This is a genomic window from Streptosporangium sandarakinum (assembly GCF_013409935.1).
GTDB lineage: Bacteria > Actinomycetota > Actinomycetes > Streptosporangiales > Streptosporangiaceae > Streptosporangium > Streptosporangium nondiastaticum.
In genome coordinates, this window is the sequence record NZ_JACCCO010000002.1 from 28363 (window position 1) to 53785 (window position 25423).

Annotated in this window: 23 protein-coding genes; 8 read left to right on the plus strand and 15 right to left on the minus strand. The window is 73.1% G+C overall.

The window, feature by feature from the left end:
• Window positions 1-114: 114 nt before the first annotated feature.
• From HDA43_RS18740 to HDA43_RS36005, 3 genes are all read right to left on the minus strand, one after another.
• Window positions 115-4290, minus strand: a complete 4176-nt coding sequence (locus tag HDA43_RS18740; RefSeq protein ID WP_179823497.1) for an SDR family NAD(P)-dependent oxidoreductase — start codon at window positions 4288-4290, stop codon at window positions 115-117.
• Entirely contained in the window at window positions 4271-5188 is a 918-nt protein-coding gene (locus tag HDA43_RS18745; RefSeq protein ID WP_312873421.1) for an arylamine N-acetyltransferase family protein, read from the minus strand. The genes HDA43_RS18740 and HDA43_RS18745 overlap by 20 nt, the downstream gene beginning before the upstream one ends.
• 120 nt (window positions 5189-5308) lie before the next feature.
• A complete protein-coding gene (locus tag HDA43_RS36005; protein ID WP_179823499.1) occupies window positions 5309-6619 on the minus strand; it encodes a nucleotide disphospho-sugar-binding domain-containing protein in 1311 nt (436 codons plus the stop codon).
• A gap of 309 nt (window positions 6620-6928) precedes the next feature.
• Between HDA43_RS36005 and HDA43_RS18755 the strand changes: the two genes are divergently transcribed.
• Window positions 6929-7948 (plus strand): LLM class flavin-dependent oxidoreductase, encoded by a 1020-nt coding sequence (locus HDA43_RS18755; protein WP_179823501.1) that lies wholly within the window; start codon window positions 6929-6931, stop codon window positions 7946-7948.
• A gap of 31 nt (window positions 7949-7979) precedes the next feature.
• Here the strand turns inward: HDA43_RS18755 and HDA43_RS18760 are convergent, their stop codons facing one another.
• The 5 genes from HDA43_RS18760 to HDA43_RS18780 all read right to left on the minus strand — a co-directional run bounded on the left by HDA43_RS18760 (window position 7980) and on the right by HDA43_RS18780 (window position 12817).
• Window positions 7980-8798, minus strand: a complete 819-nt coding sequence (locus HDA43_RS18760; protein WP_179823503.1) for an ABC transporter ATP-binding protein — start codon at window positions 8796-8798, stop codon at window positions 7980-7982.
• A complete protein-coding gene (locus tag HDA43_RS18765; protein WP_179826208.1) occupies window positions 8777-9775 on the minus strand; it encodes a FecCD family ABC transporter permease in 999 nt (332 codons plus the stop codon). The genes HDA43_RS18760 and HDA43_RS18765 overlap by 22 nt, the downstream gene beginning before the upstream one ends.
• Before the next feature lie 35 nt (window positions 9776-9810).
• Window positions 9811-10851 (minus strand): FecCD family ABC transporter permease, encoded by a 1041-nt coding sequence (locus tag HDA43_RS18770; protein ID WP_376770512.1) that lies wholly within the window; start codon window positions 10849-10851, stop codon window positions 9811-9813.
• A gap of 2 nt (window positions 10852-10853) precedes the next feature.
• Window positions 10854-11912: an iron-siderophore ABC transporter substrate-binding protein gene (locus tag HDA43_RS18775; protein WP_179823505.1), complete on the minus strand. Its 1059-nt coding sequence runs from the start codon at window positions 11910-11912 to the stop codon at window positions 10854-10856.
• Between the two features lie 389 nt (window positions 11913-12301).
• Window positions 12302-12817, minus strand: coding sequence for an Lrp/AsnC family transcriptional regulator (locus tag HDA43_RS18780; RefSeq protein ID WP_179823507.1), 516 nt, complete (start codon window positions 12815-12817; stop codon window positions 12302-12304).
• A gap of 101 nt (window positions 12818-12918) precedes the next feature.
• Between HDA43_RS18780 and HDA43_RS18785 the strand changes: the two genes are divergently transcribed.
• Complete coding sequence (locus tag HDA43_RS18785; RefSeq protein ID WP_179823509.1) at window positions 12919-13923, plus strand: threonine ammonia-lyase; 1005 nt, start codon at window positions 12919-12921, stop codon at window positions 13921-13923.
• 171 nt (window positions 13924-14094) lie between these two features.
• Here HDA43_RS18785 and HDA43_RS18790 read toward each other — a convergent pair whose 3' ends face one another.
• Complete coding sequence (locus HDA43_RS18790; protein WP_179823511.1) at window positions 14095-14730, minus strand: TetR/AcrR family transcriptional regulator; 636 nt, start codon at window positions 14728-14730, stop codon at window positions 14095-14097.
• 86 nt (window positions 14731-14816) lie between these two features.
• Here HDA43_RS18790 and HDA43_RS18795 point away from each other — a divergent pair, with 86 nt between their 5' ends.
• The 3 genes from HDA43_RS18795 (at window position 14817) to HDA43_RS36015 (ending at window position 15849) form a co-directional block, all read left to right on the plus strand.
• Window positions 14817-15014, plus strand: coding sequence for a hypothetical protein (locus HDA43_RS18795; RefSeq protein WP_218912315.1), 198 nt, complete (start codon window positions 14817-14819; stop codon window positions 15012-15014).
• On the plus strand, window positions 15011-15460 hold the full coding sequence (locus tag HDA43_RS18800) for a hypothetical protein (protein ID WP_179823513.1): 450 nt from the start codon (window positions 15011-15013) through the stop codon (window positions 15458-15460). The genes HDA43_RS18795 and HDA43_RS18800 overlap by 4 nt, the downstream gene beginning before the upstream one ends.
• A 263-nt stretch (window positions 15461-15723) precedes the next feature.
• Complete coding sequence (locus HDA43_RS36015) at window positions 15724-15849, plus strand: hypothetical protein (RefSeq protein WP_281395422.1); 126 nt, start codon at window positions 15724-15726, stop codon at window positions 15847-15849.
• 77 nt (window positions 15850-15926) lie between these two features.
• Here HDA43_RS36015 and rox read toward each other — a convergent pair whose 3' ends face one another.
• Window positions 15927-17351 carry a rifampin monooxygenase gene (rox, locus tag HDA43_RS18810; RefSeq protein ID WP_312873551.1) on the minus strand — a complete coding sequence of 475 codons (1425 nt, stop codon included), beginning with the start codon at window positions 17349-17351 and terminating at the stop codon, window positions 15927-15929.
• A gap of 557 nt (window positions 17352-17908) precedes the next feature.
• Here rox and HDA43_RS18815 point away from each other — a divergent pair.
• The 3 genes from HDA43_RS18815 (at window position 17909) to HDA43_RS18825 (ending at window position 20239) form a co-directional block, all read left to right on the plus strand.
• Window positions 17909-18832, plus strand: a complete 924-nt coding sequence (locus HDA43_RS18815; RefSeq protein WP_179823517.1) for an NADP-dependent oxidoreductase — start codon at window positions 17909-17911, stop codon at window positions 18830-18832.
• Between the two features lie 230 nt (window positions 18833-19062).
• Complete coding sequence (locus HDA43_RS18820) at window positions 19063-19527, plus strand: cupin domain-containing protein (RefSeq protein WP_179823519.1); 465 nt, start codon at window positions 19063-19065, stop codon at window positions 19525-19527.
• 121 nt (window positions 19528-19648) lie between these two features.
• Window positions 19649-20239: an HD domain-containing protein gene (locus tag HDA43_RS18825; RefSeq protein ID WP_179823520.1), complete on the plus strand. Its 591-nt coding sequence runs from the start codon at window positions 19649-19651 to the stop codon at window positions 20237-20239.
• Window positions 20240-20442: 203 nt separating this feature from the next.
• On the opposite strand, the gene HDA43_RS18830 is transcribed toward HDA43_RS18825, so the two are convergent.
• The 5 genes from HDA43_RS18830 to HDA43_RS18850 form a co-directional block, all read right to left on the minus strand.
• The gene (locus HDA43_RS18830; RefSeq protein ID WP_179823522.1) at window positions 20443-21000 is read right to left on the minus strand and encodes a dihydrofolate reductase family protein; all 558 of its coding nucleotides are present in this window, start codon (window positions 20998-21000) and stop codon (window positions 20443-20445) included.
• 57 nt (window positions 21001-21057) lie between these two features.
• Entirely contained in the window at window positions 21058-22023 is a 966-nt protein-coding gene (locus HDA43_RS18835; RefSeq protein WP_312873425.1) for a sigma-70 family RNA polymerase sigma factor, read from the minus strand.
• 261 nt (window positions 22024-22284) lie between these two features.
• Window positions 22285-23031, minus strand: a complete 747-nt coding sequence (locus HDA43_RS18840; protein WP_179823526.1) for an SAM-dependent methyltransferase — start codon at window positions 23029-23031, stop codon at window positions 22285-22287.
• A 638-nt stretch (window positions 23032-23669) separates the two neighbouring features.
• Window positions 23670-24158, minus strand: coding sequence for a pyridoxamine 5'-phosphate oxidase family protein (locus HDA43_RS18845; RefSeq protein ID WP_179823528.1), 489 nt, complete (start codon window positions 24156-24158; stop codon window positions 23670-23672).
• A gap of 49 nt (window positions 24159-24207) precedes the next feature.
• Complete coding sequence (locus tag HDA43_RS18850) at window positions 24208-25416, minus strand: nucleotide disphospho-sugar-binding domain-containing protein (protein WP_179823531.1); 1209 nt, start codon at window positions 25414-25416, stop codon at window positions 24208-24210.
• Between the last annotated feature and the right edge of the window lie 7 nt (window positions 25417-25423).

Consider the following 25423-nt stretch of genomic DNA (forward strand, 5'->3'; position numbering starts at 1 on the left):
GGCCGGTGTACGGTGCGGAGCCGGGGCAGGCGGTCCGGTTCGACAGGGCACGGGACCGGTGTACGGCGGGGCCGGGACGGGCGGTTCGGTACGGCACGGAGCCGGCGCGGGCTGTCAGCGGGTGAGGGAGCAGGCCAGGTCGAGCAGCGTGGGCTGCTCGAACAGGGCGGCGTTGGGCACGTCCACCCCCAGCGCCGCCTCCAGCCGGGCGCGCAGCTGCAACAGCTGGATGGAGCTGACGCCCAGCTCGTAGAGCCGGTCGCCGGGCTGCACCGGCTGGCCCGTGAAGTCGGTCATCGTCTGCCGCAGGGTCTCCCAGGCGGCGCTCTCGGCCGGGGTGAGGGATCCGTCCCCGTCCGCCGGGGACGCGTTCTCCTCGCGGATCACCTCGGCCGTGACGCCGAACGGGTCGGTGTAGACCAGCGGTTCCCCCGGAAGACCGGGGGAGTGGCACGACAGGCGCTCCAGCGGGCCGGTGCCGCTCATCCGGGTGCGGATCTCCGCGGCGCGGGGGTTGAGCCCGGCGTAGAGGACGCCGGGCGGCCGGCGCAGCAGGACCCGGGTGAGCAGGTGACCCTGGTCGGCCGGCAGGGACAGCACGCCGCGCTGGACGGCGGCCGCCTCGTAGGGGTTGTCCTCGTTGACGCCGAGCCCCCGCCACAGGCCCCAGGCCAGGCTGTGCGCGGTGACGCCGGCGCGGGCGACGAGGTGCTCGGTGAACGCGTCGGCGAAGGCGTTGCCCGCGCCGTACGCGGCGCAGCCGGCCGAGGCGAGGTGGCCCAGCAGCGAGGAGAAGGTGACCAGACGGGCACCGGGGCGGCGCCGTACCAGGTCGGCGAGGTTCAGCAGGCCGGCGACCTTGGGCTGCCGGGCGGGGTCCCAGTCGGCGGGGTCCTCCTCGGCGATCGGCCGGAAGCGGTAGTCGCCGGCCAGGTGCAGCACGCCGTCCAGCGGCCCTCCCCAGGCGGCCTCGGCCTCGGCGGCGGCCCGTTCCAGGGCCTCGGCGTCGCGGACGTCCACGCTGCGGTAGCGCACGTCGCGGCCGGGGACGGCCAGGCCGGAGAGGACGGTCCGCAGCGCGGCGTCCCGTTCCGGGTCACGCCGCCCGACGAGGAGGAAGCGGGCGCCGTAGCGGTCGGCGAGGGAGGCGACCAGCGGGGCGCCGACGCCGCCCGCGCCGCCGGTGACCAGGTAGCGGCCGCCGCGGCGCAACGCGTCCCGTCCCCCGGCGGCCCGGCCCGTCCCGGCGGCTCCGGCGCCTTCACCGGTGCCGGTGCCGGCACCGGTCAGCGGCTCCAGCTGCACGGTGTACGGCCGGCCGCGCCGCCAGGCCACCTCGCCCTGCCCGGCGGCGTGGTCGGACAGGGCCGCCAGCAGGTCGCGGGCGTCCTCGGCGGGTGAGGCGCCGGCCAGGTCGACGTGGCAGGCGCGGCTCGCGGGGTTCTCCCGCCCGGCGACCGCGCCGAGGAGCGCGGCCTGGGCGGCGGGGTAGCACAGGTCCTCCTCGCCGGTGACCGGCCGCAGTCCGCGGCTGACGGTGACCAGCCGCGGGTCGCCCGGCCTGCCGGATAGGAAGGTCCGGCAGGCCGTCAGCAGGTCGCGGCCGCAGCGGCGCAGCGCCTCCTCGACCCGTTCGCGGGGACCGGCCGGGTCGGGCGCGGGCAGGTAGCTCCACAGGTACAGCAGGGTCGCGGGTGGCGTCCGGCGCAGCCGCAGGGCGTCGCGCAGGGCGTACCAGTCGACGGCGGAGGCGGGGTCGATGGTGTAGCCGCCGTCGTCCAGGGTGCTGAAGTGCGGGCCGGGGCGGACGACGACGACCGGGCCGGGCGGCTCCAGCGCGGCGGCCAGCCCGAGGTCGTCGGCGAACACCACGGTGACGCCGTCCGCGACCGGCGCGGCGACCGGGCGGGGCTCGGCGGCGCGCCAGACGGGCCGCGACAGGCAGTCCGGCACGGTGGCCGCGGTGCCGCGGGCCGCGGCGATCGCGCGGACCAGTTCGTCGAAGTCGCCGGACTCCATGCGCCGCACCAGGGCGGCGCGCTGGATCTTCCCGCTGGTGGTGCGGGGGAACTCCGCCTCGGTGATGGGCAGCGCGTGGGCGGCGGTCAGCCGGATCCGCTCGGCGACGGCCCGGTGGACCCGTTCGACGGTCTCCACGACGGCGGCCGGCGGCCGGCCGCCGGGGCCCGCGGCCTCCTCGCCGGGGGCGGGGCGGGGGACGAAGAAGACGGCCAGCACCTCGCTGCCGGTGGCCGGGTCGGGCACGCCGCAGGCGGCCACCAGCCCGGAGGCCACCCCGTCCAGGCCGCCGACGAGGTCCTCGATCTCGTGGCAGTAGTACTTCTCGCCGTTGATGACGATGAGCTCCTTGGCGCGTCCGCTGATGACGACCTCGCCGTCGAGCATGAAGGCCAGGTCGCCGGTGTCGAACCAGCCGTCGGCGGTGAACGCCTCGGCGTTGGCGGCCGGGTTGTCCAGATAGCCGGGGGTGACGCGGGCGGATCTGACCTGGAAGCGGCCGATCATCCCCTCGGGCAGCACGCGGCCCTCGTCGTCGGCCACGCGCAGGTCCGCCCCGGGGGCGGCCGGGCCCATGCTCATGAACTCCAGGCAGTCGGCCGCGGCGTCGCCGGGGCCGGCCAGGCGCAGCGTGCCGTTGAGCGAGGACTTGGCGACGCGCAGCACACTGGCCGGTTCGGCGAAGAACTTGCAGGTGGCGCCGGTGGCGGTCTCGGCCATGCCCCACATGTGGACGACGGCGCGCTCGTCGATGCCGAGCGGCGCGACCTGGACGAGGAAGTCGCGCATCACCGCGGGCAGGCACTGCTCTCCGGCGTTGAGCATGGTGCGCACCGACGACAGGTCCCACCTGCCGGTCGGGTCGCCGCCGTCCCTGCGCAGGTCGCGCAGGGCGTCGGCGGCCAGCCGGTAGGCGAAGTTGGCCGACCAGGTGTGGTGCACGCCGTACCGGCTCAGCACGTCCAGCCAGCGCAGCGGCTGCTCGGCGATGTGGCCGGTGGGGGCGTGGACGCCGTCGCAGCCCAGGACGACGTCGCGCAGCAGGTACATCACCAGCGGCGCGACGTGGTCGAACGGCAGCCAGTTGAAGCTGGTCTCGCCGGGCCGTACCAGGTCCACCTGGCGGGCCGACAGGGCGTTCTCCACGATGGCGCGGTGCGTCACCGGGATGACCTTGGAGGCGCCGGTGCTGCCGGACGACAGGGCCATGATCGCCACGTCGGACGGCCGGGCGGGGTGGACGTCGTCGCTCTCGGGGGAGATCTCCAGCTCGGCGACCGACAGCCAGTTCAGCCCGGGTTCGCCGTAGAGGGCGGCCAGGCCGGCCACGCCGTCGGCGGAGGCGTCGTCGGTGATGATCGGCGGGCGGCCGAGGGCGCGCCAGGCGTGCATCAGCTTGTCGAGCACCGGGTGGCGGTCGTCGAAGGAGGGCGGCGCGGTGACGGTCACGCAGGTGACGCCGCCCAGCACGCACGCCCACACGGCCGGGAAGTAGTCGGTGAGGCCCGGCACCAGCAGGATGGCCGGGGAGCCGGGCCGCATGCCGCGCTCGCGCATGCCGCCGAGGATCCTCCTGCCGCGCCGCAGCAGCTCGGGGTAGCCGACGAAGGTGTCGCCGTCGCGGGTGACGGCCCGCACGCCCAGGTGGGGGAAGCGCTCGGCGGCCGAGACGATGGCCTGGGTGACGGTCTCGGGGTCGCCTGCGAGCCGCTCCAGCGGCGGCCCCTCGGCCAGGGAGGGCCGGGCCGCGCCGTCCGCGCCGTCCGGAGTGTCCGGAGTGTCCGGAGTGTCCGGTGCCGCGCCGGTGGCGCGGGCAGGGGCGTCGTCGTCGGCCAGGACGACCCGCGGCGCCTCCTCGCCGACCGGTACCGGTTCGGCGCGCACGCCCCACCGCGCGGCGAAGGCGTCCAGCGCCTCGGCGGCCGGCACCGGGATCCGGGTCAGCGCCGCGAGGTCCGGCTCGCCGTCGCCGGTACGCGGGACGCGCCGGACCGGTACGGTCGCCACGGCACCGGCCGCGTGCCCGGCCAGGGCCTCGGCGATCCTTTCGCGCAGCTCCCCGAGGTCGGCGTCGTGCGCGGCGACCGGGTAGGCCACCGTGAGCGCCGGGGCGGTCCCGGCGCCCGTGGGTCCGGAGCCGCCTCCGTCGAGAGGACGGCCGGGACCGTCTTCGGCGGGCCGGTCCGGCGGGGTCCGTCGCAGGACGACACCGTCGAGCACGCCGTCGAGACCGAGCAGCAGCGGTTCGAGGTCATTGAGGCGAGAGTTCACGGTTTCTGTCTCCTTGCGGTCGATGCCGTCGGTTCCCGGCCGGGAACATGTCCTTCCTGAAGTCCCGGGTGGTCCAGATGTGGTGGAACCTCTCCCAGATGCCGTGGCGCTCCTCGTCGGTCAGGTGCGGCAGGGTCAGCCCGAAGATCTGCGACAGCGCGGCGAGGTAGTCCTCGGCGGTGGTGAGCGTGCGGGTGGTACGGCCCGCGGGTCCCACGGCGCTGAGCTGGCAGCCGATCAGCTCGTCGAACCCGGTGGCGTGGTGCCGCTTGACCCAGCCGTAGACGAAGAAGATCGACATCTCCTGGTCGGCGAGCCGGTCGAAGGTGGCGGCGAACTGCTCGGTGGTGGCCTCCTCCAGGGTGAAGTCGACGCCGCTGCACGACTCCAGCCGGTCGTAGTCGACGCGCCAGCCGCCGGGGGTGGCCTCGGAGGGGCGGACCCGGTAGGTGAAGGGGCCCTGGGTGTAGGTGCCGGGAGCCAGCGGCAGCGGCCGGTGGAAGCCCTCGCCGGAGCCGACGTCCAGGATCCACCGGCCGCCGGGGTTGCCGGGCGCGGGCAGGCCGGAGACGGTCAGCACGTTGTGGGTCCCGTTGGCGCCGACCGGGTTGGGGTTGTAGCCGCTCTGCACGCCGGCGGCGTGCATGCCGACCCGGTAGCCCAGCTCGCGCAGCAGCAGGTGGAAGGCCCCGTTGAGGTGGTAGCAGACCCCGCCGCGGCCCTGGCCGACGATGCGGGTCAGCGACCGCCGCGGGTCGATGCCCGGCGGCCGGTCCAGCGTCTCGAACGGCACCCGTTCGACGTGCGCGGCGTGCAGCGCGGCCAGCGCTTCGGCCGACGGCGGGGCCGCGGGGAGGCCGAGCCGGGCGAGGTATGCGGAGATGTCGATGCCACTCACGCCTGCGAGGCTAGGAAGGGCCGCTAGAGGCCGGCGCGAGCCGCGGTGGAGCCCGGCTCGATCCCCGTGCCGGGCCTCGGTCCCGGCCCCACGCCCGGGGCCGGGGCGCCGGGCCTGGGGTCAGGCGCCGGACCGGACACCGGCGCGGGCCAGTTCCTCCAGCTCGGGCACCAGCTGCGCCGGGGTGGGCAGGGCGAGCATGTCCTCGCGCAGCCGGCGGGCCGTGTCGCGGTAGGAGGGGTCGTCCAGCACGGCGGTGATCTGCCCGCGCAGGGCCTCGACGGTGGCCTCGGCGCCGGGCAGGCAGCGGCCCACCCCGCCGCGCTCGACCTGGCGGCCGTGGAAGATCTCGTCCGGCATGTGCGGCACGACGAGCTGCGGCACGCCGTTGATGAGCGCGGTCATCGTGCCGCCCGCGCCGCCCTGCTGGACGAGCAGGTCGCAGTCGCGCAGCAGCGTGTCCAGCGGCATCCGGCCGATCCGCAGGACGTTGTCCGGCAGCGGGTCGAACGCCGCCCGCTGCCCGTCGGTCACCGCGACCACGACCTCCGCCTTCAGACCGGCCAGGGCCTCGACGGCCCGGGGGGCGATCATCATCCGGTCGAAGCCGAGCCGTTCCTGCGAGGTGCCCCAGGTGACGCAGACCCGCGGCAGGCCGGTGGGCGGCTCCAGGCCGGCCGGCAGCACCGAGGCGCCGTTGTAGGGAACGAAGCGGAAGCGCCTGCGCGGCAGGTCCAGGTCGTACTGCAGCTCCGGCGGGCAGGGGTCGAGGGTCAGGTCGCCGTTGACGTCGAGCCGCTCCAGGCCGAAGCGGTCCAGCAGGTCGCCGACCACGTCGGCCTCGAACCGGGCCATCGGCCCGGTGAAGTCGACGCTCCACAGCACCCGCACCGCCGGGACGCCGCACAGCTTGCCGACGAGCGGGCCGACGAACGCCACCGGCTCGAACAGCACCAGGTCGGGGCGCCAGTGGCGGGCGAACGCGGCGACGTCGTCGGCCTGGGCCAGCGCGGAGCGGGTGGCGACGCGGAATCCGTGCAGGCGGCGGCGGGTGTGGTCGGCGCTTCCGCCGGCGTCTCCACCGGCGCTTTCGCCGGCGGAGGGCCGCGCCGCCGCGGAGCCGTCCGTCCCGCCCGCGCCCGCCGGGCCGCCTGCCGTACCCGCGGTGTTCGCCGTACCGGTGGCCGCGGTGTCGGCGGGCGGGACCGGCCGCCAGGACCGGGCGGCGAGCTGCTCGCGCAGCACGGCGTAGGAGTCGAAAGCGGGGTCGCCGGCCGGCAGGGCGGGCAGCCCCGCCTGGACGATGGCCGGGACGAGGCCGGGGTTGCTGACCACGACCACCTCGTGGCCGGCGGCGCGCAGCGCCCAGCACAGCGGAACCAGCGGATTGAAGTGCCCGGGCATGTCCCAGGTCGCGGCGAGAACTCGCACGCCTGCCTCCGTATCGGTGTGACGGCGGATCGGTGACCGGTCGCCGCGGCCCGTCCCGGGGTGGCGACCGGGCCATCGTGGGCGGCCGGACTCGCGGCGTCCTCAAGCGCCGCTCGATCGCTCGGGCGATCCTCGAGCGGCATGGCGCACAGTGGCGCGAGCAACGCGCGGACGCCGCCGTCGTCCCGGCGACGGTGTCCGCGCGGACAGGTCGGGACGGGCCCGGCGGGCCGGGTCCGGGCCGGCGGGAACGCCCGGAGAGCGTCCGCGGAACGTCCGCAGGACATCCGCGAGAAGAGGGAGCGGTTCATGGAACTGGGGATTTTCCTCAACTACGACGGCGCGGTGCCGGTGGCCCGGGAGGCCGAACGGCTCGGCTTCGCCTACGCGCTGGCGCCGGAGGGGTTCCGGTCCGACGCGGTCAGCGTGCTGGGCGCGGTCGCCGCGTCCACCGAGCGGATCCGCCTCGCGCCGGGGGTGATGCAGATCCCGGCCCGCACCCCGGTGATGACGGCGCTGGCCGCGGCGACGCTGGACGGGCTGTCCGGCGGCCGGTTCTGCCTGGGCCTCGGGGTGTCCAACCCGGACGTCTCGCGCGGCTGGTACGGCGTCGACTTCGACGCGCCGCTGGCCCGTGCCCGCGAGTACGTCGAGGTGGTACGGCTGGCGCTGACCGGCGGCCCGGTGCGCTACAGCGGCGAGCACTTCCGGCTCCCGCCGCCGGGCACCCGGGAGGCCGCGCACCTGCGGGCCGCCCCGGTCCGCGCCGACATCCCGGTCTACCTCGCCGGGGTGGGACGGCGCAGCCTGGAACTGGCCGGGGAGATCGCCGACGGCTGGATCGGGGTGTTCTGCCCGCCGGAGCGGCTGGCGGAGTCGCTGGGGCACGTGCGCGCCGGGCGGGCGCGGGCCGGCAAGGGACTTGGGGGTTTCGAGGTGATGCCGTCGATCCCGATCGGCGTGGGCGACGACCCGGAGAGGGCGGCCGAGCCGCTGCGGCCGTACTTCGCCAACTTCATCGGCATGGGCAGCAGGGAGCGGAGCGTCTACTTCGCGCTGGCGGTCTCGATGGGGTTCGGCGCGGCGGCCGAGGAGATCCACGACCGCTGCCACGCCGGGGACCGGGCCGGGGCGGCGCGGGCGGTGCCGTTCGAGCTGATCGACCGGACCTCGCTGGTCGGCGACGCCAAACGGATCTCGGCGCGGATGGCCGAGTACGCGGCGGCCGGGGTGACCACGCTCGGGCTGACCTCACTGGCCACCTCCCTGGACGGCCACCTGGAGACCCTGCGGGTGGCCGAGGAGGCGCTGCGGCTGCAGCGGGGGTGACCCGGCGGACGACGCCCCGGGGAGACGCCGATCAGCGGACGCCGTGCGCGAGCGAGGCGTGCGGGATGACCATGGGCGTGGCCGTACGCGGGTCGGGCACGATGTCGCAGGCCAGGCCGAACGCCTCGGCGACCAGGTCGGGCGTCAGCACCTGCGACGGCGGACCCTGGGTGACCACCCGGCCGTCCTTCATCACGATCAGGTGCGAGGCGAAGCGGGCGGCCTGGTTGAGGTCGTGCAGCACGGCCACGATCGTCTTGCCCTCGCGGTGCAGCTCGCGGCAGAGCTCCAGCAGGTCGTACTGGTGGGCGATGTCGAGGAAGGTCGTGGGCTCGTCCAGCAGCAGCAGGTCGGTCTGCTGGGCGAGCACCATCGCGATCCAGGCGCGCTGGCGCTGGCCGCCGGACAGCTCACCCGCCTGCGCCTCGGCCAGGTCGTGCAGGCCGGTTCGCTCCAGGGCGAAGCCGATCGCGGCGTCGTCGTCCGGCGACCACTGGCGCAGCAGTGTGTGGTGTGGGAAGCGGCCGCGCCGTACCAGGCCGCGCACGGTGATGCCGTCCGGCGCGACCGGGTTCTGCGGCAGCAGGGCGACGTGCCGGGCGGCCTGCCTGCCCCGGTAGGACCAGATGTCGCGGCCGTGCAGCAGCACCTGCCCCCGTTCCGGCTTCATGATCCGGGCCAGCGTCTTGATCAGTGTGGACTTGCCGCACCCGTTCGGCCCGATGATCATGGTCAGCTCGCCCTGCGGGATGTCCAGGCTGACGTCGCGCACGACCGGGTCGCCACCGTAGGAAACAGTCACGTCCCGTGCTCCCAGGCCGGTCGTGCTCATAGCGTGCCCTTCTTCCATTCGCGGATCAGCAGGTAGCCGAGGTAGAGGCCGCCGAGGCCCAGCGTGTAGATGCCGACGGGCAGGCTGACGGGCAGCGGGAGCTGCTGCGCGGCCAGATCGGCCAGCACCAGCAGCAGCGCCCCCGTCAGCGCCGAGAGCATCAGGTGCGGGCCGGTGCCGCGGGTCAGCCGGCGGGCGATCTGCGGCGCGGTCAGGGCGATGAACGAGATCGGCCCGGCGACCGCGACGGCTCCCGCCGACAGGAGGATCGACAGCGCCACGGCCGCCGTCCTGGTGCGGCCGGGCTCGGCGCCGAGCATGGCGGCCGTCTCGTCGCCCATCTCGGCCAGACCCAGGCGGCCGGCGATCGCCGCCGCGAACGGGGCCGTCACCAGCAGGACGATCCAGATGGTGGCGGCGTGCTCCCAGGAGCGGGCCGACAGGCTGCCGTTGACGTACGCGGTCAGCACGGTGGCCTTGTCGCGCTCGACGGCGTACACGACGTACTGGATGAAGGCCACCGCCATCGCTGAGACGCCGATGCCCGCCACGATGAGACGGCCGGGGTTGCGGAACCCGGTGCCCGTGGAGAGGTAGACCAGCGCGATGGCCAGCACCGCGCCCGCCAGCGCGCCGAACGGGACCGGCACCGCGCCGGGCAGCAGCAGCGCGACGGCCGCCGCGCCCGCGCCCGCCCCGGCGGCCAGGCCGATCACGTCGGGGCTCCCCAGCGGGTTGCGGGTGACGGTCTGGAACAGCGCTCCCGACAGGCCGAGCGCCGCGCCGGTGCCGACGCCGACGACCAGGCGGGGGCCGCGCAGGCGTTCCAGCACGAACGCGGCCTTGCCGCCCGCGCCGCCTGTCAGGGCGCCGGGGAGGTCGGCGAGCGGGATGCCGAGGCGGCCGAGCGAGAGCGTGGCCGCGCAGGCGGCGAGCATGAGCGTGAGGAGGGCGAGACCGGTGACGGCGGAGACGCGCGAGAGGGGCACGGCCATCGTCCGCCCCAGCACGAGGAACCCCTTGGGCCTGCTCACGTCCCGCTCCTCATTCTCCGCACGGCGACCAGCAGCGCGGGCGCGCCGATGAACGCCGTCACGATCCCGACCATCAGCTCCTGCGGGCGCAGCACCACCCGGCCCGCCACGTCGGCCAGCAGCAGCAACGCCGGACCCAGGATGGCCGAGAAGACGACCTGGGCCCGGACCTCCGCGCCCACGACGGCCTTGACGATGTGCGGCACGGCCAGGCCGATGAAGGCGATGGGCCCGACGGCCGCGGTCGCGGCCGCGCTGAGCAGCGTGGCCGCGACCAGCCCGAGCGCCCGCGTGAGGCCGGGACTCGCGCCGAGCGCGGAGGCGGTCTCGTCGCCGAGCGCGAGCGTGTTGAGCGCGGGCGCCAGCAGCAGCGCCATGAGCAGGCCGAGCCCTGCCGCCGGCAGCACCGACAGCAGCACGTCGAAGTCCCGTCCGCCGAGCGCGCCGACCACCCAGTAGCGGTAGCTGTCGAAGACCTTCGGCATGCCGAGGGTCACGGCCTGCACGTACGCGGTCAGCACCGCGGTCACGACCGCGCCCGCCAGCACGAGCCTGGCCAGCCCGGCGCCGGAGCCGGCCGAGCCGATGACGTGCACGAGGACGCCGGCCAGCAGCGCGCCGGGCAGCGCCCACCACACGGTGTTCCACTGGCCGGACACGCCCAGGAAGGCCGTGGCGCTGACGACTCCGGCCGAGGCGCCGGCGGTGATGCCGAGCAGGCCGGGGTCGGCCAGCGGGTTGCGGGTGACGCCCTGCATGATGGTGCCCGCGACGGCCAGGCCCAGCCCGGCCAGCAGGCCGAGCGCGGTACGCGGATAGCGGCTCTGCACCACCGCGGTGGTGCTCTCGTCGGCGGTGCCGCGCAGCACGTCCACCGCGTCGCCCACGGAGGTCGGCAGGCTGCCGAAGGTGATGCTGGCCAGCATCGCCAGTGCCAGCACGGCCAGCGCGACGATCAGGAACCACACGAGCCGGGAGGCTCGGGCGCGGGGGGCGCCCGCGTCTCCCGGCACGGTGCGTACGACGGTGACGGTCACGGTCAGCGGTCGAGCTTCGCGACCGCCTCGTCGATGAGCGGCAGATAGCGCTCGATCACCCACGGCACGGTCAGCGGGTTGATGATCGAGGACGCGGTGACGAACGGCTGATCGTCGCTCGCCACCACCGAGCCGCGCTTGATCGCGGGGATGCTCGCGTACAGCTTCTGGGCCTCGACCTCCTTGCGGGTCTTCGCGTCACTGTAGAACGTGAAGATCAGGTCGCTCTTGGCCAGTTTCTGCCCGTTCTCCAGGCCGATCACGGCGGAGTCGGTGCCCTCGGTCTCCTTGAACGTGTCGACGACCGGGTCCACGGTCAGGCCGAGCGAGGAGACCATCTTGACCCGCTGCTCCTCGGGCTTGAACACGCCGAGGGTGCCGGGGCCGGTGGTGTAGATGTAGGAGAAGGTCACGTCCTTGTACTGCGGCCGGGTCGCGGCGGCGTCGGCGAGCCGCTTCTTGACCTCGGCGATCAGCGTCGCGGCCTGCTCGGGCTTGCCCAGCGCCTTGGAGATGATCTCGATCTGCTGGTCCCAGTTCGTGCTCCACGCCAGGTCCGGATAGGCGACGGTGGGCGCGATGTCGGAGAGGATCTTGAACTGGTCGGCGGTGATGCCCGACCACGGGGCCAGGATCACGTCGGGTTCGAGCTCGACGATGGCCTCGATGTCGATGTCCTCGCCGCCGGTGAACTGCTTGGGCAGCGTGCCGCCGGCCTTGGTGACCGCCTCGTGGATCCACGGCAGGTAGCCGGTCTTGTCGCTGCCCCACGCGTAGCTCTCGATTCCGACGGGCGTGTGGCCGAGTGCGATCGCGGTCTCCGCGGAGCCCTGGCCCAGGGTGACGATCCGCTCCGGCTGCTTGGTGATCGTCGCCTTGCCGAGGGCGCTGTCGATCGTCACCGGGAACGCCCCGGCCGCGCCGCCGCTCGCCGCGGAGGCGTCCGCCGACGTCGCGGGCCCGGCGGGCTTGGGGTCGGACGTTCCGCAGCCGGTGATGACCAGCAGGGCGGTGGCGACGACGGCCGAGAAGGCGCGGCGGCGGGTGAACCTGAACGGCATGGATGTTCCTTGTACGTCGTCACACTTGGGAGACCGCGCAGGCGTACCACCACCGTCAGGTTGCGGTGCCGCACAGGCCATAACCTGAACCTTGAACCACTTAGGCAAGCCTAACCTACAATACTTTCGGATCAAGTCCCTTCCGAGTGGGACAAGTCACCCTCCGGCCATGACCGGACGTGGTCACGCCGGCCTCGGCATCGCCCGGCTGCCGCCGCGGGCCGGCGATCGTCTCGGTGCCGGGTCCGACGTGGCGCATGGCCCCGCTCAGGTCAGGGCGAGGAGGCAGAAGGCGACGGCCGCGGCGCACAGCCGACGAGCCGGCCGCGGTGGACGCGTTCGGCGAGCACGCCGCGGGCGAGCAGGAGCACGACCGGCCCTCTCCCGGCCTATGACCGCCCGTCCTGTGATCGAGGAGGCTGTGGCGCGGGAAGCGGGAGGGTCAGGCCGGTTTTGACGGTGTCGAACACGAGCAGCGTCTCGTAACGCCTGATGTTGTCGTCCGCCTTGAACAGGCGGTTGCCGAGGCGGCTGCATTCGCGCATGCTCCGCGCGGCCAGGACGACCACATAGTCCCACGGTCCCGCGACCTGGTAGCACTGCTGGACCTGCGGGGTGGAGCGCATCCGTTCGGCGAAGGCGCGGTGGTGCTCGAACGATTCCCGGTCGAGGGTCACCAGGACCGTGGCCAGGACGGTGGGGCCGAAGCGGTGTGGGTCGAGGACGGCGACCTGCCTGGTGATGAGGCCGTCCCTGCGGTAGCGGGCGATCCGCCGCTGGACGGCGCTCGGTGAGAGCCCGACCCATTCGCCGAGGTCGTGCAGGGTGCGTCCGGCGTCGCGCTGGAGGAGGTCCAGGAGCTGCACGTCGATCTCGTCCAGGCGGGGCGGCGGCGGTTCAGGCACGCAAGATTATTGCGTGCCGGCGCGAAAACCCTCAATCGCCTCGATCGGATGCTCGATTAGCGTCGGCCGGGTCCGGAAAGCCCCCAGGAAAGGCGACGCGCATGGATCTGGACGTGGTGCGGATCGAGAAGGCCATGCAGGTGATCGATCCGGTGTTCCTCAACACTCCGCAGTACATCGATGAGCAGCTGTGCCGGGCGCTGGGCGGCCGCACGGTGACGGTGAAGCTGGAGACGGCCAACCCGGTGCGCAGCTTCAAGGGCCGGGGCGCCGATCTGATGCTGAGCACGCTCGCCCCCGGCACGCCGGTGGTGTGCGCCAGCTCGGGCAACTTCGGGCAGGCCGTCGCCTACGCGGGACGGGCCCGCGGGATGCCGGTCGAGGTGTTCGTGCCCGAGACGGTCAACCCCGCCAAGCGGGAGCGGATGGAGACCTTCGGCGCCCGGGTCATCATGGCCGGGACGGACGGCGCGTCGGCGCGGAAGGCCGCGGCCGCCCACGCCGAGCGCCATCCTGACCGCGTCCACCTGCAGGACGGTCTCCAGGCTGCGATCGCCGAGGGCGCCGGGACGATCGGGGTCGAGCTGACCCGCGGCGCGCCAGGCGGCGCGGGCGGTCCGGGCTTCGACGTCGTCGTGCTCCCGGTCGGCGACGGCGCGCTGATCAACGGCGTGGCGCGCTGGATGAAGGAGCACGCACCCGGCACCCGGATCGTGGGAGTCAACGCCGAAGGCGCCCCCTCGATGCTGGAAAGCCTGCGCGTCGGCCGCGCGGTCTCCATCGAACACGCTCGCACCTTCGCCGACGGCATCGCGGTGCGCACCCCGCTGGAGGCCTCGGTGCGACGGGCCCGCGCGCTGGTGGACGAGATCGTCCTGGTGACGGACGAGGCCATCGCCGCCGCCATGGAACTGGCGGCTCGCACGCTCGGGATCGTCCTGGAACCGGCGGGGGCGGCGGGCCTGGCGGCGATCGCCGAGGGCGCGGTCCCCGGCGATCGGCCGGCGACGGTGCTGACCGGCGCCAACCCACGTCCCGAACAGGCCGGCGAACTCGCGGCCCGGCTCGCACGGCCCGCCCCGGACACGCGAACCTCAGCCCGATGACCGCCCGAGGCAACCGCGCCGAGGCCGCCCCGTCGGTCGGACACGGGACGGTGACCGGTTCGAAAAGGACATGTGCGGCCATCCCGGGCTCCCGCGCTGATGACCCGGTGGCTCGCGTGACCGATGAGCGCGTCGTCGCGTGCGCCGGGAAGACTCGCGGCAGGGCGCGCCTCAGTGGGTCGCCTGCCGTGCGGCCTGGTCCCGGATCCCGCTCAGCACGGCATCGAGCAATCGGTCGAACTCCGCTGCGGACCCGAAGTCGGCTTGGAGAGGCGCGAGGGCGGCCATCGTCGGGTATGCGGTGGCGTCGATCGCGGGCCCGCCGGGGCCGCCGCTGAGGACCGCCAGCAGATAGCCGTTGAGAAAGCCGAACAGCGCCATCGGCGCGTCCGCGGCCACCCGGTCGGGCAGGCCGGCCTGGCGCATTGCGGCGACCAGATGTTCCAGGGCCGCCAGGGCCACCGGCGAGTTCTGCGGGCGGGTGGCCAGCAGCGGGAACACCCGAGGGTGCCGGTAGGCCACCTGCCGGTAGTTGTGCGCCGTCTGGCGGGCGACCTGCTCCCAATCGTGGGGCGCCTCCTCCGCGCCGGCCTCCATCTCGGCGATCACGGCCTCGGAGATCGCGTCCAGCAGCGCCGCCTTGCCCTTGAGGTGGTGGTAGATCGACATCGGGTCGACTCCGAGCTCGTCGGCGAGCCGCCGTACCCCGAAGCGGTCCAGGCCGTCGCGGTCGACCAGTGCGACGGCGGCGGCCGCGATGCGTGCGCGGTCGAGCCCCGCCGAGGTGCCCCGTGTGCGTCTGGTCACGTCTGCTCCTCCTCCTTGCCAAACCTACACCGTAGAATCTACTGTGTCAGTGAAATCTACGCCGTAGGTTTAAGAAGGGAGAAGCCGTGACCCGCACCGTCAACCGCCCCCTGTCCGAGGGGAAGCCCCCGAGCGAGGTCATCGCCGCGGATCGGCCTCCTGAGCCGGACCGGCCGACGATGACGGAGGAGGAACTGGTCGCCCACCGCGAGGCGGAGAACCGCTGGCGGGCGTCCAGCGCGGCGCGGACGGCCGCGTGCGACGAAAGGAAGGCACTCCGATGACGAAGACACCTCAACGGCGATCGGCCATCGCGGCGATGTACACGGGCCTGGGGCTCACCGTCATCGCGACGATCATCCCCTACCTCGACCGTGCCACCACCCACCTGCTGGCCGACCACATCCGGGCCGGCTATCCCACCTACATCCAGACGCGTGTCGACTCCGCCGTCACCACCTACCTGGTCCTGTCGTCGGTCATCGGAGCGCTCGGCGTCATCGCCTGGCTCTGGACGACATCGGCGGTCAAGGCGGGCAAGCGGTGGGCCCGCCCCGCCGCGACCGTGATGTTCGTGCTCGGCACGAGCGCCGGCCTGACCGGGCTGCTCACCAGGGACACCTCCGGCGAGACCGGCCTGCCACCGGAGCTGGGCTGGGCCGGCATGGCTCCCTGCCTGGCAGGTCTTCTGGCGGTCGCGTTGTTGTGGAGACGACCGCGACCGGTGTGACACCGGCTCCGGCGGACTCCGCAGGCGATCGGCGCGGGCGGCAGCGCTCCCGGCACCGGCCCGAGCGACGGCCCCGCCACCGGCGCCCGGGGAGCCCGATACGGCGATCACGGCATCGGCATGGTCGGCCGATGAGCCCCGTGGCGAACGGCGTCTCCGACACGGACCCGACCGGCACGGATCACGACCACCACGCACCATGGAGGAAGGCACGGTGAAGCGCATCGGCATCATCGGGGCAGGCGAGACTCGCCGGCCTGACGGTGGCCGACGACAAGATCGTGATCAACGTGATGTCCGGCGTCGGCGGCGACGACCTGCGCAGGACACTGGCCACCGACGCCCCGATCGTCCGGGCCATCCCCCTGTCCCCGATACATGCGGGATGACCGCGCGAACCGGTCTCCGCCGTGATCTCGACCCGAGACAGACGTGTTCGCATTCGTTTTCGGCCGCTCAGGCGAAATCAACCGGCGGGCTCGCCGAACCAGCGGGAGAGATGGCCGTCCAGGTCCTGCTGATCGTCGCCGATCCAGGCGACGTGGCCGTCGGGACGTAGCAGGACGCACGGAACATCCAGTACCGCAGCGGGATCCGCGAGGTAGTCGACCCGGTCCGACCAGCCGCCGACGGTCAGGCGTTCGGTGCGGTCCAGCAGCAGACCGCGGCCGCGATGCAGCAGACCGTAGAGATGGCCCTGTTCCACGTCGATGTCGCGCAGGCGGCGGCCGAGCAGGTCGGGGCCTTCGCCGAAGTCGTAGCGGATGCCGATCGCGGTGATCTTCTCGATCAGATGGCGGTTCACCTCGTCGAAGTCCATCAGTTCGGTGAGCAGCCTGCGCACGGCCCGCGGGCCCGGTTCGGTGGACAGCAGTTCCATCTGGGCGCGGGTGTTGTCCAGCACCTCCTCGGCGACCGGATGACGTTCGGCCTGGTAGGTGTCCAGCAGTGCTTCCGGCGCCCAGCCGCGGATCTGCGCGGCCAGTTTCCAGCCGAGGTTGAACGCGTCCTGAACGCCCAGGTTGAGGCCCTGTCCGCCGGTGGGCGGATGGATGTGTGCCGCATCGCCGGCCAGCAGCACCCGCCCGACCCGATAACGTTCGGCCAGCCGGGTGGCGTCCCCGAAGCGGGACAACCAGCGCGGGGAGTGCACGCCGAAATCGGTTCCGGCGATGGCGCGCAGCCGTTGTTTGAAATCCTCGAGGGTGGGCGGTTCCGCGCGGTCGCTGACTCCCGCGGCGGGGACCACGACGCTGTAGACCCCTTCGCCGAAGGGCCGGAGCCAGAATCGCTGATGGGTCTCGCGGATCTCGGCCATACCGGCGGTGATCTCCTCCTGCGGCACGCCCACCTCCATCTCGCCCATCAGCGTCTCGGTCCGCGAGGGCTCGCCGGGGAAGCCGACACCGAGCAGTTTGCGCACCGTACTGCGCCCGCCGTCACAGCCGACGAGATAGCGCGAACGCAGCCGTTCCCCGTCGGCCAGCTCGACGGTCACACCCTCGTCGTCCTGCTCGAAACCGGCGACCGCGCAACCGCGCCGGACCTGCGCGCCCAGTTCGATCGCATGTTCTTCCAGCAGACGTTCGATGACCGGCTGCGGGATGCCCAGCAGATAGGCGTGCGCGGAATCCAGGCCCTTGGGCGCGGGTTTGGGGATGGCGGCGAAGAAACCGCCGGCCGGACGCCGTCTTCCGTGTTCGAGGATGCGCTCCAGCAGTCCGCGCATCGCCATCAGCTCGAGACTGCGAATATGCAGACCGACTATGCGGACGAACGACTTGGGCTCGGTTCCCTTCTCCAGAACGAGTACCCGCACGTCGTGCAGCCGCAGCTCGGCGGCCAGCATCGCGCCGGTCGGCCCGCACCCGGCAATGATCACGTCGAACACGAGGGGCGCGCGATCGGCGCCGGAGGCCGGCGACCGGAGTCCGGGGACGTCGCCCACGGTGAGGTCGCGCTCGGCCGTATCGTTCGACGACGGCTCGGCGGCGAACTGAGAATGCACAGGTGTTGCCTTTCGGGAGTGCCTTGTGGTGAGGCGCTCCCGGCGACACCTACGTCGATCGCCCGACCGTGACGGGAAGGGGGAGCACCCACAGCGATACAGCGTTCATGGGTCTCACCTCCTCGGGCGGTGTCGCGGTCAACCGCAAGCTACAAGCCGGAACATCATCCCGTCCAGTCCTTTCCCTGCCGCGTGACCACGACTCCTGACGGGCCCGTACGGCAGCGTCCCGTCCACGGCCGGCGCGGGCCGCCCCAGCCCGAGCAGCCGCGGCCCGGCCTCCTGAGGAGGCTCCTCACGGCTGCCATAGCGCGAGGGGCGGCGCTGGTCAGCGCTTTTGGGAACGGATCGGCAAGTTGCACCGTGTCGGGACACGTTCGGGAGGAGAACGCCTTTACGTTCGTCCTGTTCGACGTCTCCGTCACGAGCGAGGACCCGTCATGCGAGCCATCACCGTTCGAGAGCGCACCGCCGGTCTGGCCGGGCTTTCCCTGACGGAAGAGCCGTACCCGCACGCCGCCGAGAACGACGTCATCGTCCGGGTGCATGCCGCGGGGTTCACCCCCGGAGAGCTCGACTGGCCGGGAACGTGGTCCGATCGCGCCGGCCGCGACCGGACGCCCAGCGTGCCCGGACACGAGGTGTCGGGTGTCGTCGCCGAACTGGGATACGGAACGACCGGCCTGACCGTCGGCCAGCGGGTGTTCGGGCTGACCGACTGGACCCGCAACGGCTCGCTGGCCGAGTACGTGGCGGTGGAGGCCCGCAACCTCGCGCCGCTGCCGGCCGATGTCGGCCACACCGTGGCCGCCGCTCTGCCGATCTCAGGACTGACCGCGTGGCAGGGACTGTTCGACCACGGCCGCCTGGCCGCCGGCCAGACCGTCCTGATCCACGGCGTCGCGGGCGGTGTCGGTTCCATCGCGGCGCAGTTCGCACGCGAGGCGGGAGCCCGGGTGATCGGTACCGGCAGGGCCGGCGACAGGGACACGGCACTCGGCCTCGGCGTGGACGCCTTCCTGGACCTGCAGGCCGATCCCCTTGAAGACGCCGGTCAGGTCGACGTGGTGCTCGACGTGATCGGCGGTGACATCCTGGACCGCTCGGCCGCGCTGGTGCGCACCGGCGGCACGCTCGTCACCATCGCCTCGCCACCCACGGTCCGGCCCCGGGACGGGCAGGCGATGTTCTTCGTCGTCGAGTCCGATCGTGTCCGGCTCGCGGACCTGGCACGACGGGTCCGGGACGGACGGCTCCGCCCGATCGTCGGGGCCGTACGGACGCTCGCCGAGGCGCCCTCCGCGTTCGCACCCGCCCGGCGCACCCCCGGCAGGACGATCATCCGGGTCACGGAAGACGAATAGCCGGCAGGCCCGGCTCAGGTGCCGGCGGCGTCATATCGGCTCGGCCGCGTTTGAGCAGACCATCACCAAGCCTTGGACCCGCCCGTGGTTAGCCTCCGGGATGCCTGGACAGCGTAATCATCACTCCTCCTGACCGGGAACCCGGGCACAGCGGCCGCGTGGGGACGGAATCCGGGACGTCTCGCGACCACCCGGCGCGTCTGAAAGGTCTGAGCAGGATGGGAGAGGTCATGATCCGAGCACGGTTCGCCGGTGGCCTTCTGGCCGCCGGCATGGTGGCCGCGTCCGTGGCGTGCGCGCCCACGGCAGAGCGTGCGACCGGCCAGGCGCCGGTGGCCGCCATGGTTTCGCAGCCACCGTCCGAGACGCTGTCGCCTCTTCTGGAACAGGCGCTTCCCGATGTCAAGGGCAAGACGTTCACCGCGGCGATCGTGAACTTCCCGCCCGCCGCACGCGCGGCGCCGCATCGCCACGGCAGGGCTTTCGTCTACGCCTACGTACTCGAAGGCATCGTGCGCAGCCGGCTCGGTGGCGAACCCGTGCGCACGTATCGCCCAGGCCAGAACTGGGTCGAGCAGCCGGGCGCCCACCATCTGCTCACGGAGAACACCAGCCGGACGCGACCGGCGAAGCTGCTGGTCGTCTTCATCTCCGACACGGGGGACAAGCTCAAGGTCGACGATCCGCCAAGGTAGGACCATCGGCCGGGCGCGGCGGCGCGGGTCCGGTCAGCGTGGCCCCCGCATCGGGTACCGCCCCTGGCATGCGACCGAGGTCGGACATCGGGACCTGACGAGCAGATGAGAAGCTGGCCCCGTGTTTCCGGAGACTCCCGCCGCCGCGGCGGCGCTGTCGGTGGTCACCCGTTTCTGCCCACCCGCGCTGTTCAACCACTGCGTCCGCTCCTACCTGTGGGGAGCGATGTACGGCACAGCGCACGGGATCGCCTTCGACGACGAGCTCTACCACGTTTCGGCGCTGCTCCACGACATCGGGCTGACGGAGGCCTTCGACAGCCACAGGCTGCCGTTCGAGGAGGCGGGAGGGCAGCTGGCCTGGGTCTTCGGCGTGGCGGCCGGCTGGCCGGCGGAACGGGCCGCCAGGTCCACCGAGATCATCGTCCTGCACATGCGCGACGACGTGTCCCCGGCCGCCGACCCCGAGTCCCACCTGTTGCAGGTCGCCACAAGCTGGGAGGTGGCGGGACGGCGGCCGGAGGAGTTCCCGCCCGACGCCAGGGCGGAGGTGCTCGCCCGCTATCCCCGGCTGGGATTCGGCGCGGAGTTCCTGGCGTGCTTCGAGGACCAGGCGAGGCGCAAGCCGGACAGCGCCGCCGCCGCGTCGGTCAGGAGCGACGTCGCGGGGCGGATCGCCGCCAACCCTCTCGAAGGCCGCCCGCCCGCCTGACTTCCAAGGCCGCGAACCCCGCCGTCGGCCCTGCTCGGGATGCCGTTGGCCAACGTGCCGCAGGCCGCCGAACCTCGAAGATCCCCAGCCTGACCTTCTGTGACGCCGAACGGCAGCCCGGCCGGGTCCGCGAGGAGCTGCTCAAGCAGTGCCGGGCCGAACGGGGCCGGCCGGTGTCTCGTACAGGGCCGGGAAGCGAGCGGTCATCGTGCCTCCCGTCCGTACCGGGTCAGGACGGCGGCGCCGGCCGGTGCGGCCGACAGGCATTCCAGGTAGGCGGGTGGTCCACCGGCGGGGAAAAGCCGATCGCCGGTGCCGAGGATGGTGGGGAAGGTCAGCAGCCGGTATTCGTCGATCAGGTCCCCGGCCATCAGGGCATGGACGACGCTCAGGCTTCCGGTGATGATCACATCCCGCTGTTCGCGCTTGACGGCGTCGATGAGGTCACCGTCGATGACCTGGGAGTTGGACCAGGCTGCGGTGTCGATCAGCGTGCGGGAGGCGACCAGTTTCGGCACGGCGTTCATCCGCGCGGAGAACGGGTCGTCGCGTCCCGGCCAGAGCCGCGAGAACAGCTGCCAGGTGCGGCGTCCCAGCAGCATGACGCCGTCATCGAGGACGCCGCCGAGCCGGAACTTGTCCCCGGCGACCGTTTCGGGCCCGTGCCGGAACGCCCAGCCCCCGGCCGGCGTGCCGGCGGAGCCGTCCGGGTCGGACACGATTCCGTCCAGGGTGATGAACTCGATGACGATGACGCTCACGATGGGTGTCCCTTTCGTTGGATGCTCACCCGTACGTACCGGCGGCATCGGCCGGACTCATCGCAACCCGTCGAACGTGTCGAAGACGATCTCCTGGGACAGGCCGAACGCCTCGAACACGGCGGGATCGGCGAACACGACATTGCGCGCGATCCGGCCGCCGGTGACCGTGAGGACCTGGAGCGTGTGCAGGCGATGCCCGCCACCGGGCTCGGGGGCGTACGCGGCCAGCGCGGGCTGGCCGTTGGCGGTGAGGCGCCTGAGGGCCCAGCCGGTCCCGCGCATGCCGAACACGCGACGCATGAACAGGCCGTAGTCGTGGCTGCCCCGGTACCACAGCGGCACGGGCGGCATCTCCAGGACGGCGTCGTCGGTGAGGAGCCGCACGAGTGCGGGAACATCGGCCGTCTCGAACCCCCGCATGTAATGTTCGATCACCTCGCGTACCTTCGGGTCGTCCGGCTCGCTGACCTCGCTGACGTCCGTGGCCTCGCCCGCCTCGGCGAGGGCGGCGCGGGCCCGCTGCAGGGCGCTGTTGACGGCCGGGACCGTGGTGCCGAGCTGGACGGCCACCTCGGCGGCGCTGAACTCCAGTACCTCGCGCAGCATGAGCACGGCCCGCTGCCGCGGCGGCAGCGTCTGCATCGCCGCCACCAGCGCGAGCCGCATGTCGGCCCGCACCTCCACCTCGAACCGGGCGTCGGGAAACGGCTGAAGCCAGGGAATGTCGAAGGCCGGTGCGAGCGGCGCCTCGGGATCATCGCTGGGCGCGCCCAGCCCGGACGGCAACGGCCGCCGCGCGCGGCCCTCCAACGCGGTCAGGCAGACGTTGGTCGCGATCCGATACAGCCAGGTCCGCAGCGACGCGCGGGTGGCGTCGTACCGGTCTCGGGCCTTCCACGCCCGCAGCATCGTCTCCTGCACATGGTCCTCAGCCTCGTGGAACGAACCCACCATCCGATAGCAGTACGCCACCAACTCAGCCCGATGCGGCTCAAAATCCACCGCCCCATCATGGCGCACGCGACATCCCGCACGTCTGAGGGTGTTGAGGGGGAGGCCGGAATACGGCGGAAGGACACCGCTGGAGGAGCCGGTCCGGGCGCGGTGCGAGCCACCGGGATACACGGTGGGGCGTGCCCCTGCGTCCCGGTGCCGGACGGCTGAACCTCTGAGAGGCCCGACCAGCTGCGGTTGAGGGTGGCCGGGCGGCAGGGAATGACGCTCACGGCGAGCCGCGCGGGGACAGACGGTGTGCCGCCCGGCCCCGCGCGGATCTGGCGATCAGCGCTTCATCAGGGCGAAGACTCCCCAGCCGAGATACTCACGCGTGTAGCGCGCGTAGCGTGCGGGCTCGGTGCTGAGCTCGGCCCGTACCTCGGGCGCCAGTTCGTCGTCCGGGTTCCGGTCGAGCCAGCGGCGGAGGTTGAGCCACTGTGCCGCGCAGTACCGGTCCCAGCTGTCCTGGTCGGCCAGCATCATTTCCACGACGTCGTACCCGAGGTCCCCGAACTGCTCGATCAGCTCGGGCAGCGGCAGGAAGTCGGCCGGGCCGGTGGCGTGACAGGCCTCCGCGGTCTCCTGGTCCGGCGGAGTCCGACGCCAGTAGGGCTCGCCGATCAGCATCAGACCTCCGGGGCGGAGGCTGCGGCCGAGCAGCTCGGCCGTTCCGGCGACGCCGTTCCCGATCCAGGTGGCGCCGACGCAGGCGGCGAGATCGACCGGCTCGTCCGCGACATGACCGGAGGCGTCGCCGTGGACGAACTCAACCCGGTCGGCGACGCCGAGCTCGATGGCACGTGCCTGGGCCTGCTCGGTGAAGACCGTGCTGATGTCCACGCCCGTACCCGTGAAGCCCAGGTCACGTGCCCAGGTGCACAGCATCTCGCCCGAGCCGCTGGCCAGGTCGAGCACTCGTGTCCCGGGGGCCAGGTGAAGTGCCTGGCCCAGGACGGCGAGCTTGCCGGCGGTCAGCGGGTTGTGGATGCGGTGGCTGCTCTCGCGGATGGTGAAGATGCGGGGAAGATCCATGACCGAATTCCTTTCCGTCATGCCTTGCGGTGGGAAGAGCGGTTGATGGCGCGTCGCAGGCGCGCGATGTCCTTCTTGGGACGTTCCTGCTCGGCGCAGCCGCGCGTCGGTGCGGGAGGCGGCATAGGCGTTCTCGCCCAGCAGGCGGTTGCCGAGGGTGGGCTTGCCCGCGCTCGGCCCGCACGACCCGGCCGGGAACCAGCCCGTCGGCGCGGAAGGGGGCGAAGGATGGTCGCGTTCCTCGTCCCAGCCGTGGTCGGCCGGATTCAGGACGCGCGCGGGCGAGAAGAAGGCAGGTCGCTGAGAAGCAGGTTGATGAGACAACGCGGAGACCCTTGGGAAGGGGCCTCTCCGGACGGCACGTGCGACCAAGAACTCCCGCTAGGGAAGAGGAAGGCAGGTGCGGGTCAGGACGAGGCCCGGGAAGTGAGGATGATCCGGGCGCTGCGCACGGCAGCGGTCTCCACGACAGTCATCAACTCACCTCCTTCGATCTCCGCAGCGGACCCGGTCGTCGCTGCGCCGCCCAGAGTACCAGTCTCTGCCGTCGCCGGGCCGCCCTTCACCGGCCACTGATGCCGACGACAGCGCGCGCCGTGACGGTCGATTCCGGCGCGGCGCGCACCTGGCCGACGCCGTCAGCCGAGCCAGTCGCCACCGGACATGACGATCCTGCCGGGGATCTCCGGCAGGCCGCGCCAGGCGGAGATCCGCTCGGGGCGCAGGCACAGCGCGATCACGCCGGGGACCCGGTCGGGGTTGAGCGGCAGCCGGTCGAACAGCGCGCGGACCCGGCCGGGCAGCTCGGCGGGCTCGCGCAGGCTCACCGGCCCGTCGACGAGCACCACGTCGCGGGCGGTGCCCAGGGCCGCGCGGGCGCGGGCGGTCCGCCGCAGGTTGGCCACCGTACGGCTGCCGCGCTTGGTCATCATGAGCAGGTCGGTACCGTCCCAGGCGAAGGCCAACGGGATCATGTGCGGACCGTCGGGCCCGGCGGTGGCCAGCCACAGATGCCGCTCGCCGGTGAACATCTCCTCGATGTCGGCCCGTCGCCGGGCGGCCGGGCGGGGCGGCGGCCCGGCGGGCGGGCCGGTTCGGGAAACGGCGGGCGCGGGGACCGGGGACATGGCGGCTCCTTGGGAGTTGCGGGCAGGTGAGGACGGGCGACGCCGTGCCTCAGGCGGGCTGGGAGGAACGTTCGGCCAGGCGGCTCAGCACCGGCACCAGGTCGGCGGTGCGGGGCTGGGCGTTCATCTCCGCGCGCAGCCGGGCGACCGCCCGCCGCCGTTCGGCGGAGCCCAGCAGGTCCGCGACCGCCGCGCGCAGCGCCCCGGCGTCGGCCTCCTCGGGGGCCAGGACCGTCCCCGCCCCGGTGGCAGCCAGCCGGGCGGCGCCGAAGACCTGGTCGGGAAGCTGCGGCAGGACGAGCTGCGGCACCCCGTGGTGGACGCCGGTCAACGTGCTGCCGAACCCGCCCTGGTGGATCAGCGCCGAGCAGGTGGGCAGCAGCTGGTGCAGCGCGACACCGGTGACGGCGCGGACGCCGTCCGGCACCGGGCCGAGCCGCTCCAGGTCGTCCCGGCCGACCGCCACCACGATCTCGGCGTCCGCGCCGGCCAGCGCGGCCACCACCCTCGGCGGCAGGAAGCTCTTCGCGCCGCCGACGCTGGTGGTGGTCGCCCCCCAGGTCAGCGCGATCCGCGGCCGGTCCGGCGGCTCCCACAGCCACCGCGGCAGCACCGCCCGGCCGTTGTAGGGGACGTAGCCGACCGTGGCGCGCTCGACCTCGGCGGGGATCTGCATGCTGGGCGGGCACGGGTCGACGGTCAGGTCGCCCAGCACCGCGCAGCCGTCCAGGCCGAGCCGCGCGGCCGTGGGGGCCAGCACCTCCGGCACGATGTCGCGGGCCTGGTAGGTCATGTCCACGCCGTGGATGTGGCGGACGGCGGGGACGCCCAGCAGCGCGGCGACCAGGGGACCCGCGTAGCTGGTGGGCTCGAACACCACCAGGTCGGGACGCCAGTGCCGGGCGAAGCGCAGCGTGTCGTCCACCATGAGGTCGGCGCGGGCGGCGAACGCGCCGAACACCCGCGCGACCTTCTCCCTCTGGCCGGACCGCCAGTGCCCGGCGGCCTCCGCGCCCGGCGGCGGCGCGGCCGGGACGCGGTCGTGGCTCAGGCCGCGCATGTGCCGGGCGCGAAGCTCGGCGTGGTCGACGTCCGGGCCGGCGGCGACGAACGCGGCGCCGGAGCCGGTGACGACGCCGGCCATGGAGTCCTGGCTGGCGACGCACACCTCGTGGCCCGCGGCGCGCAGCGCCTGCACCAGCGGGACCAGCGGAAGGTAGTGCGAGGACCAGGCCCAGCAGGTCACCAGCACGCGCATGGCCGTA

Excerpts from the sequence above, each read along its gene's own strand:
- HDA43_RS18845 (WP_179823528.1), bottom strand. The coding sequence starts at position 24,158 with ATGTCCCCGGTCCCCGCGCCCGCCGTTTCCCGAACCGGCCCGCCCGCC.
- HDA43_RS18800 (WP_179823513.1), top strand. The coding sequence starts at position 15,011 with ATGACGAAGACACCTCAACGGCGATCGGCCATCGCGGCGATGTACACG.
- HDA43_RS18850 (WP_179823531.1), bottom strand. The coding sequence starts at position 25,416 with ATGCGCGTGCTGGTGACCTGCTGGGCCTGGTCCTCGCACTACCTTCCG.
- HDA43_RS18765 (WP_179826208.1), bottom strand. The coding sequence starts at position 9,775 with ATGGCCGTGCCCCTCTCGCGCGTCTCCGCCGTCACCGGTCTCGCCCTC.
- HDA43_RS18820 (WP_179823519.1), top strand. The coding sequence starts at position 19,063 with ATGATCCGAGCACGGTTCGCCGGTGGCCTTCTGGCCGCCGGCATGGTG.
- HDA43_RS18775 (WP_179823505.1), bottom strand. The coding sequence starts at position 11,912 with ATGCCGTTCAGGTTCACCCGCCGCCGCGCCTTCTCGGCCGTCGTCGCC.
- HDA43_RS18785 (WP_179823509.1), top strand. The coding sequence starts at position 12,919 with ATGGATCTGGACGTGGTGCGGATCGAGAAGGCCATGCAGGTGATCGAT.
- HDA43_RS18815 (WP_179823517.1), top strand. The coding sequence starts at position 17,909 with ATGCGAGCCATCACCGTTCGAGAGCGCACCGCCGGTCTGGCCGGGCTT.
- HDA43_RS18760 (WP_179823503.1), bottom strand. The coding sequence starts at position 8,798 with ATGGAAGAAGGGCACGCTATGAGCACGACCGGCCTGGGAGCACGGGAC.
- HDA43_RS18840 (WP_179823526.1), bottom strand. The coding sequence starts at position 23,031 with ATGGATCTTCCCCGCATCTTCACCATCCGCGAGAGCAGCCACCGCATC.
- HDA43_RS18755 (WP_179823501.1), top strand. The coding sequence starts at position 6,929 with ATGGAACTGGGGATTTTCCTCAACTACGACGGCGCGGTGCCGGTGGCC.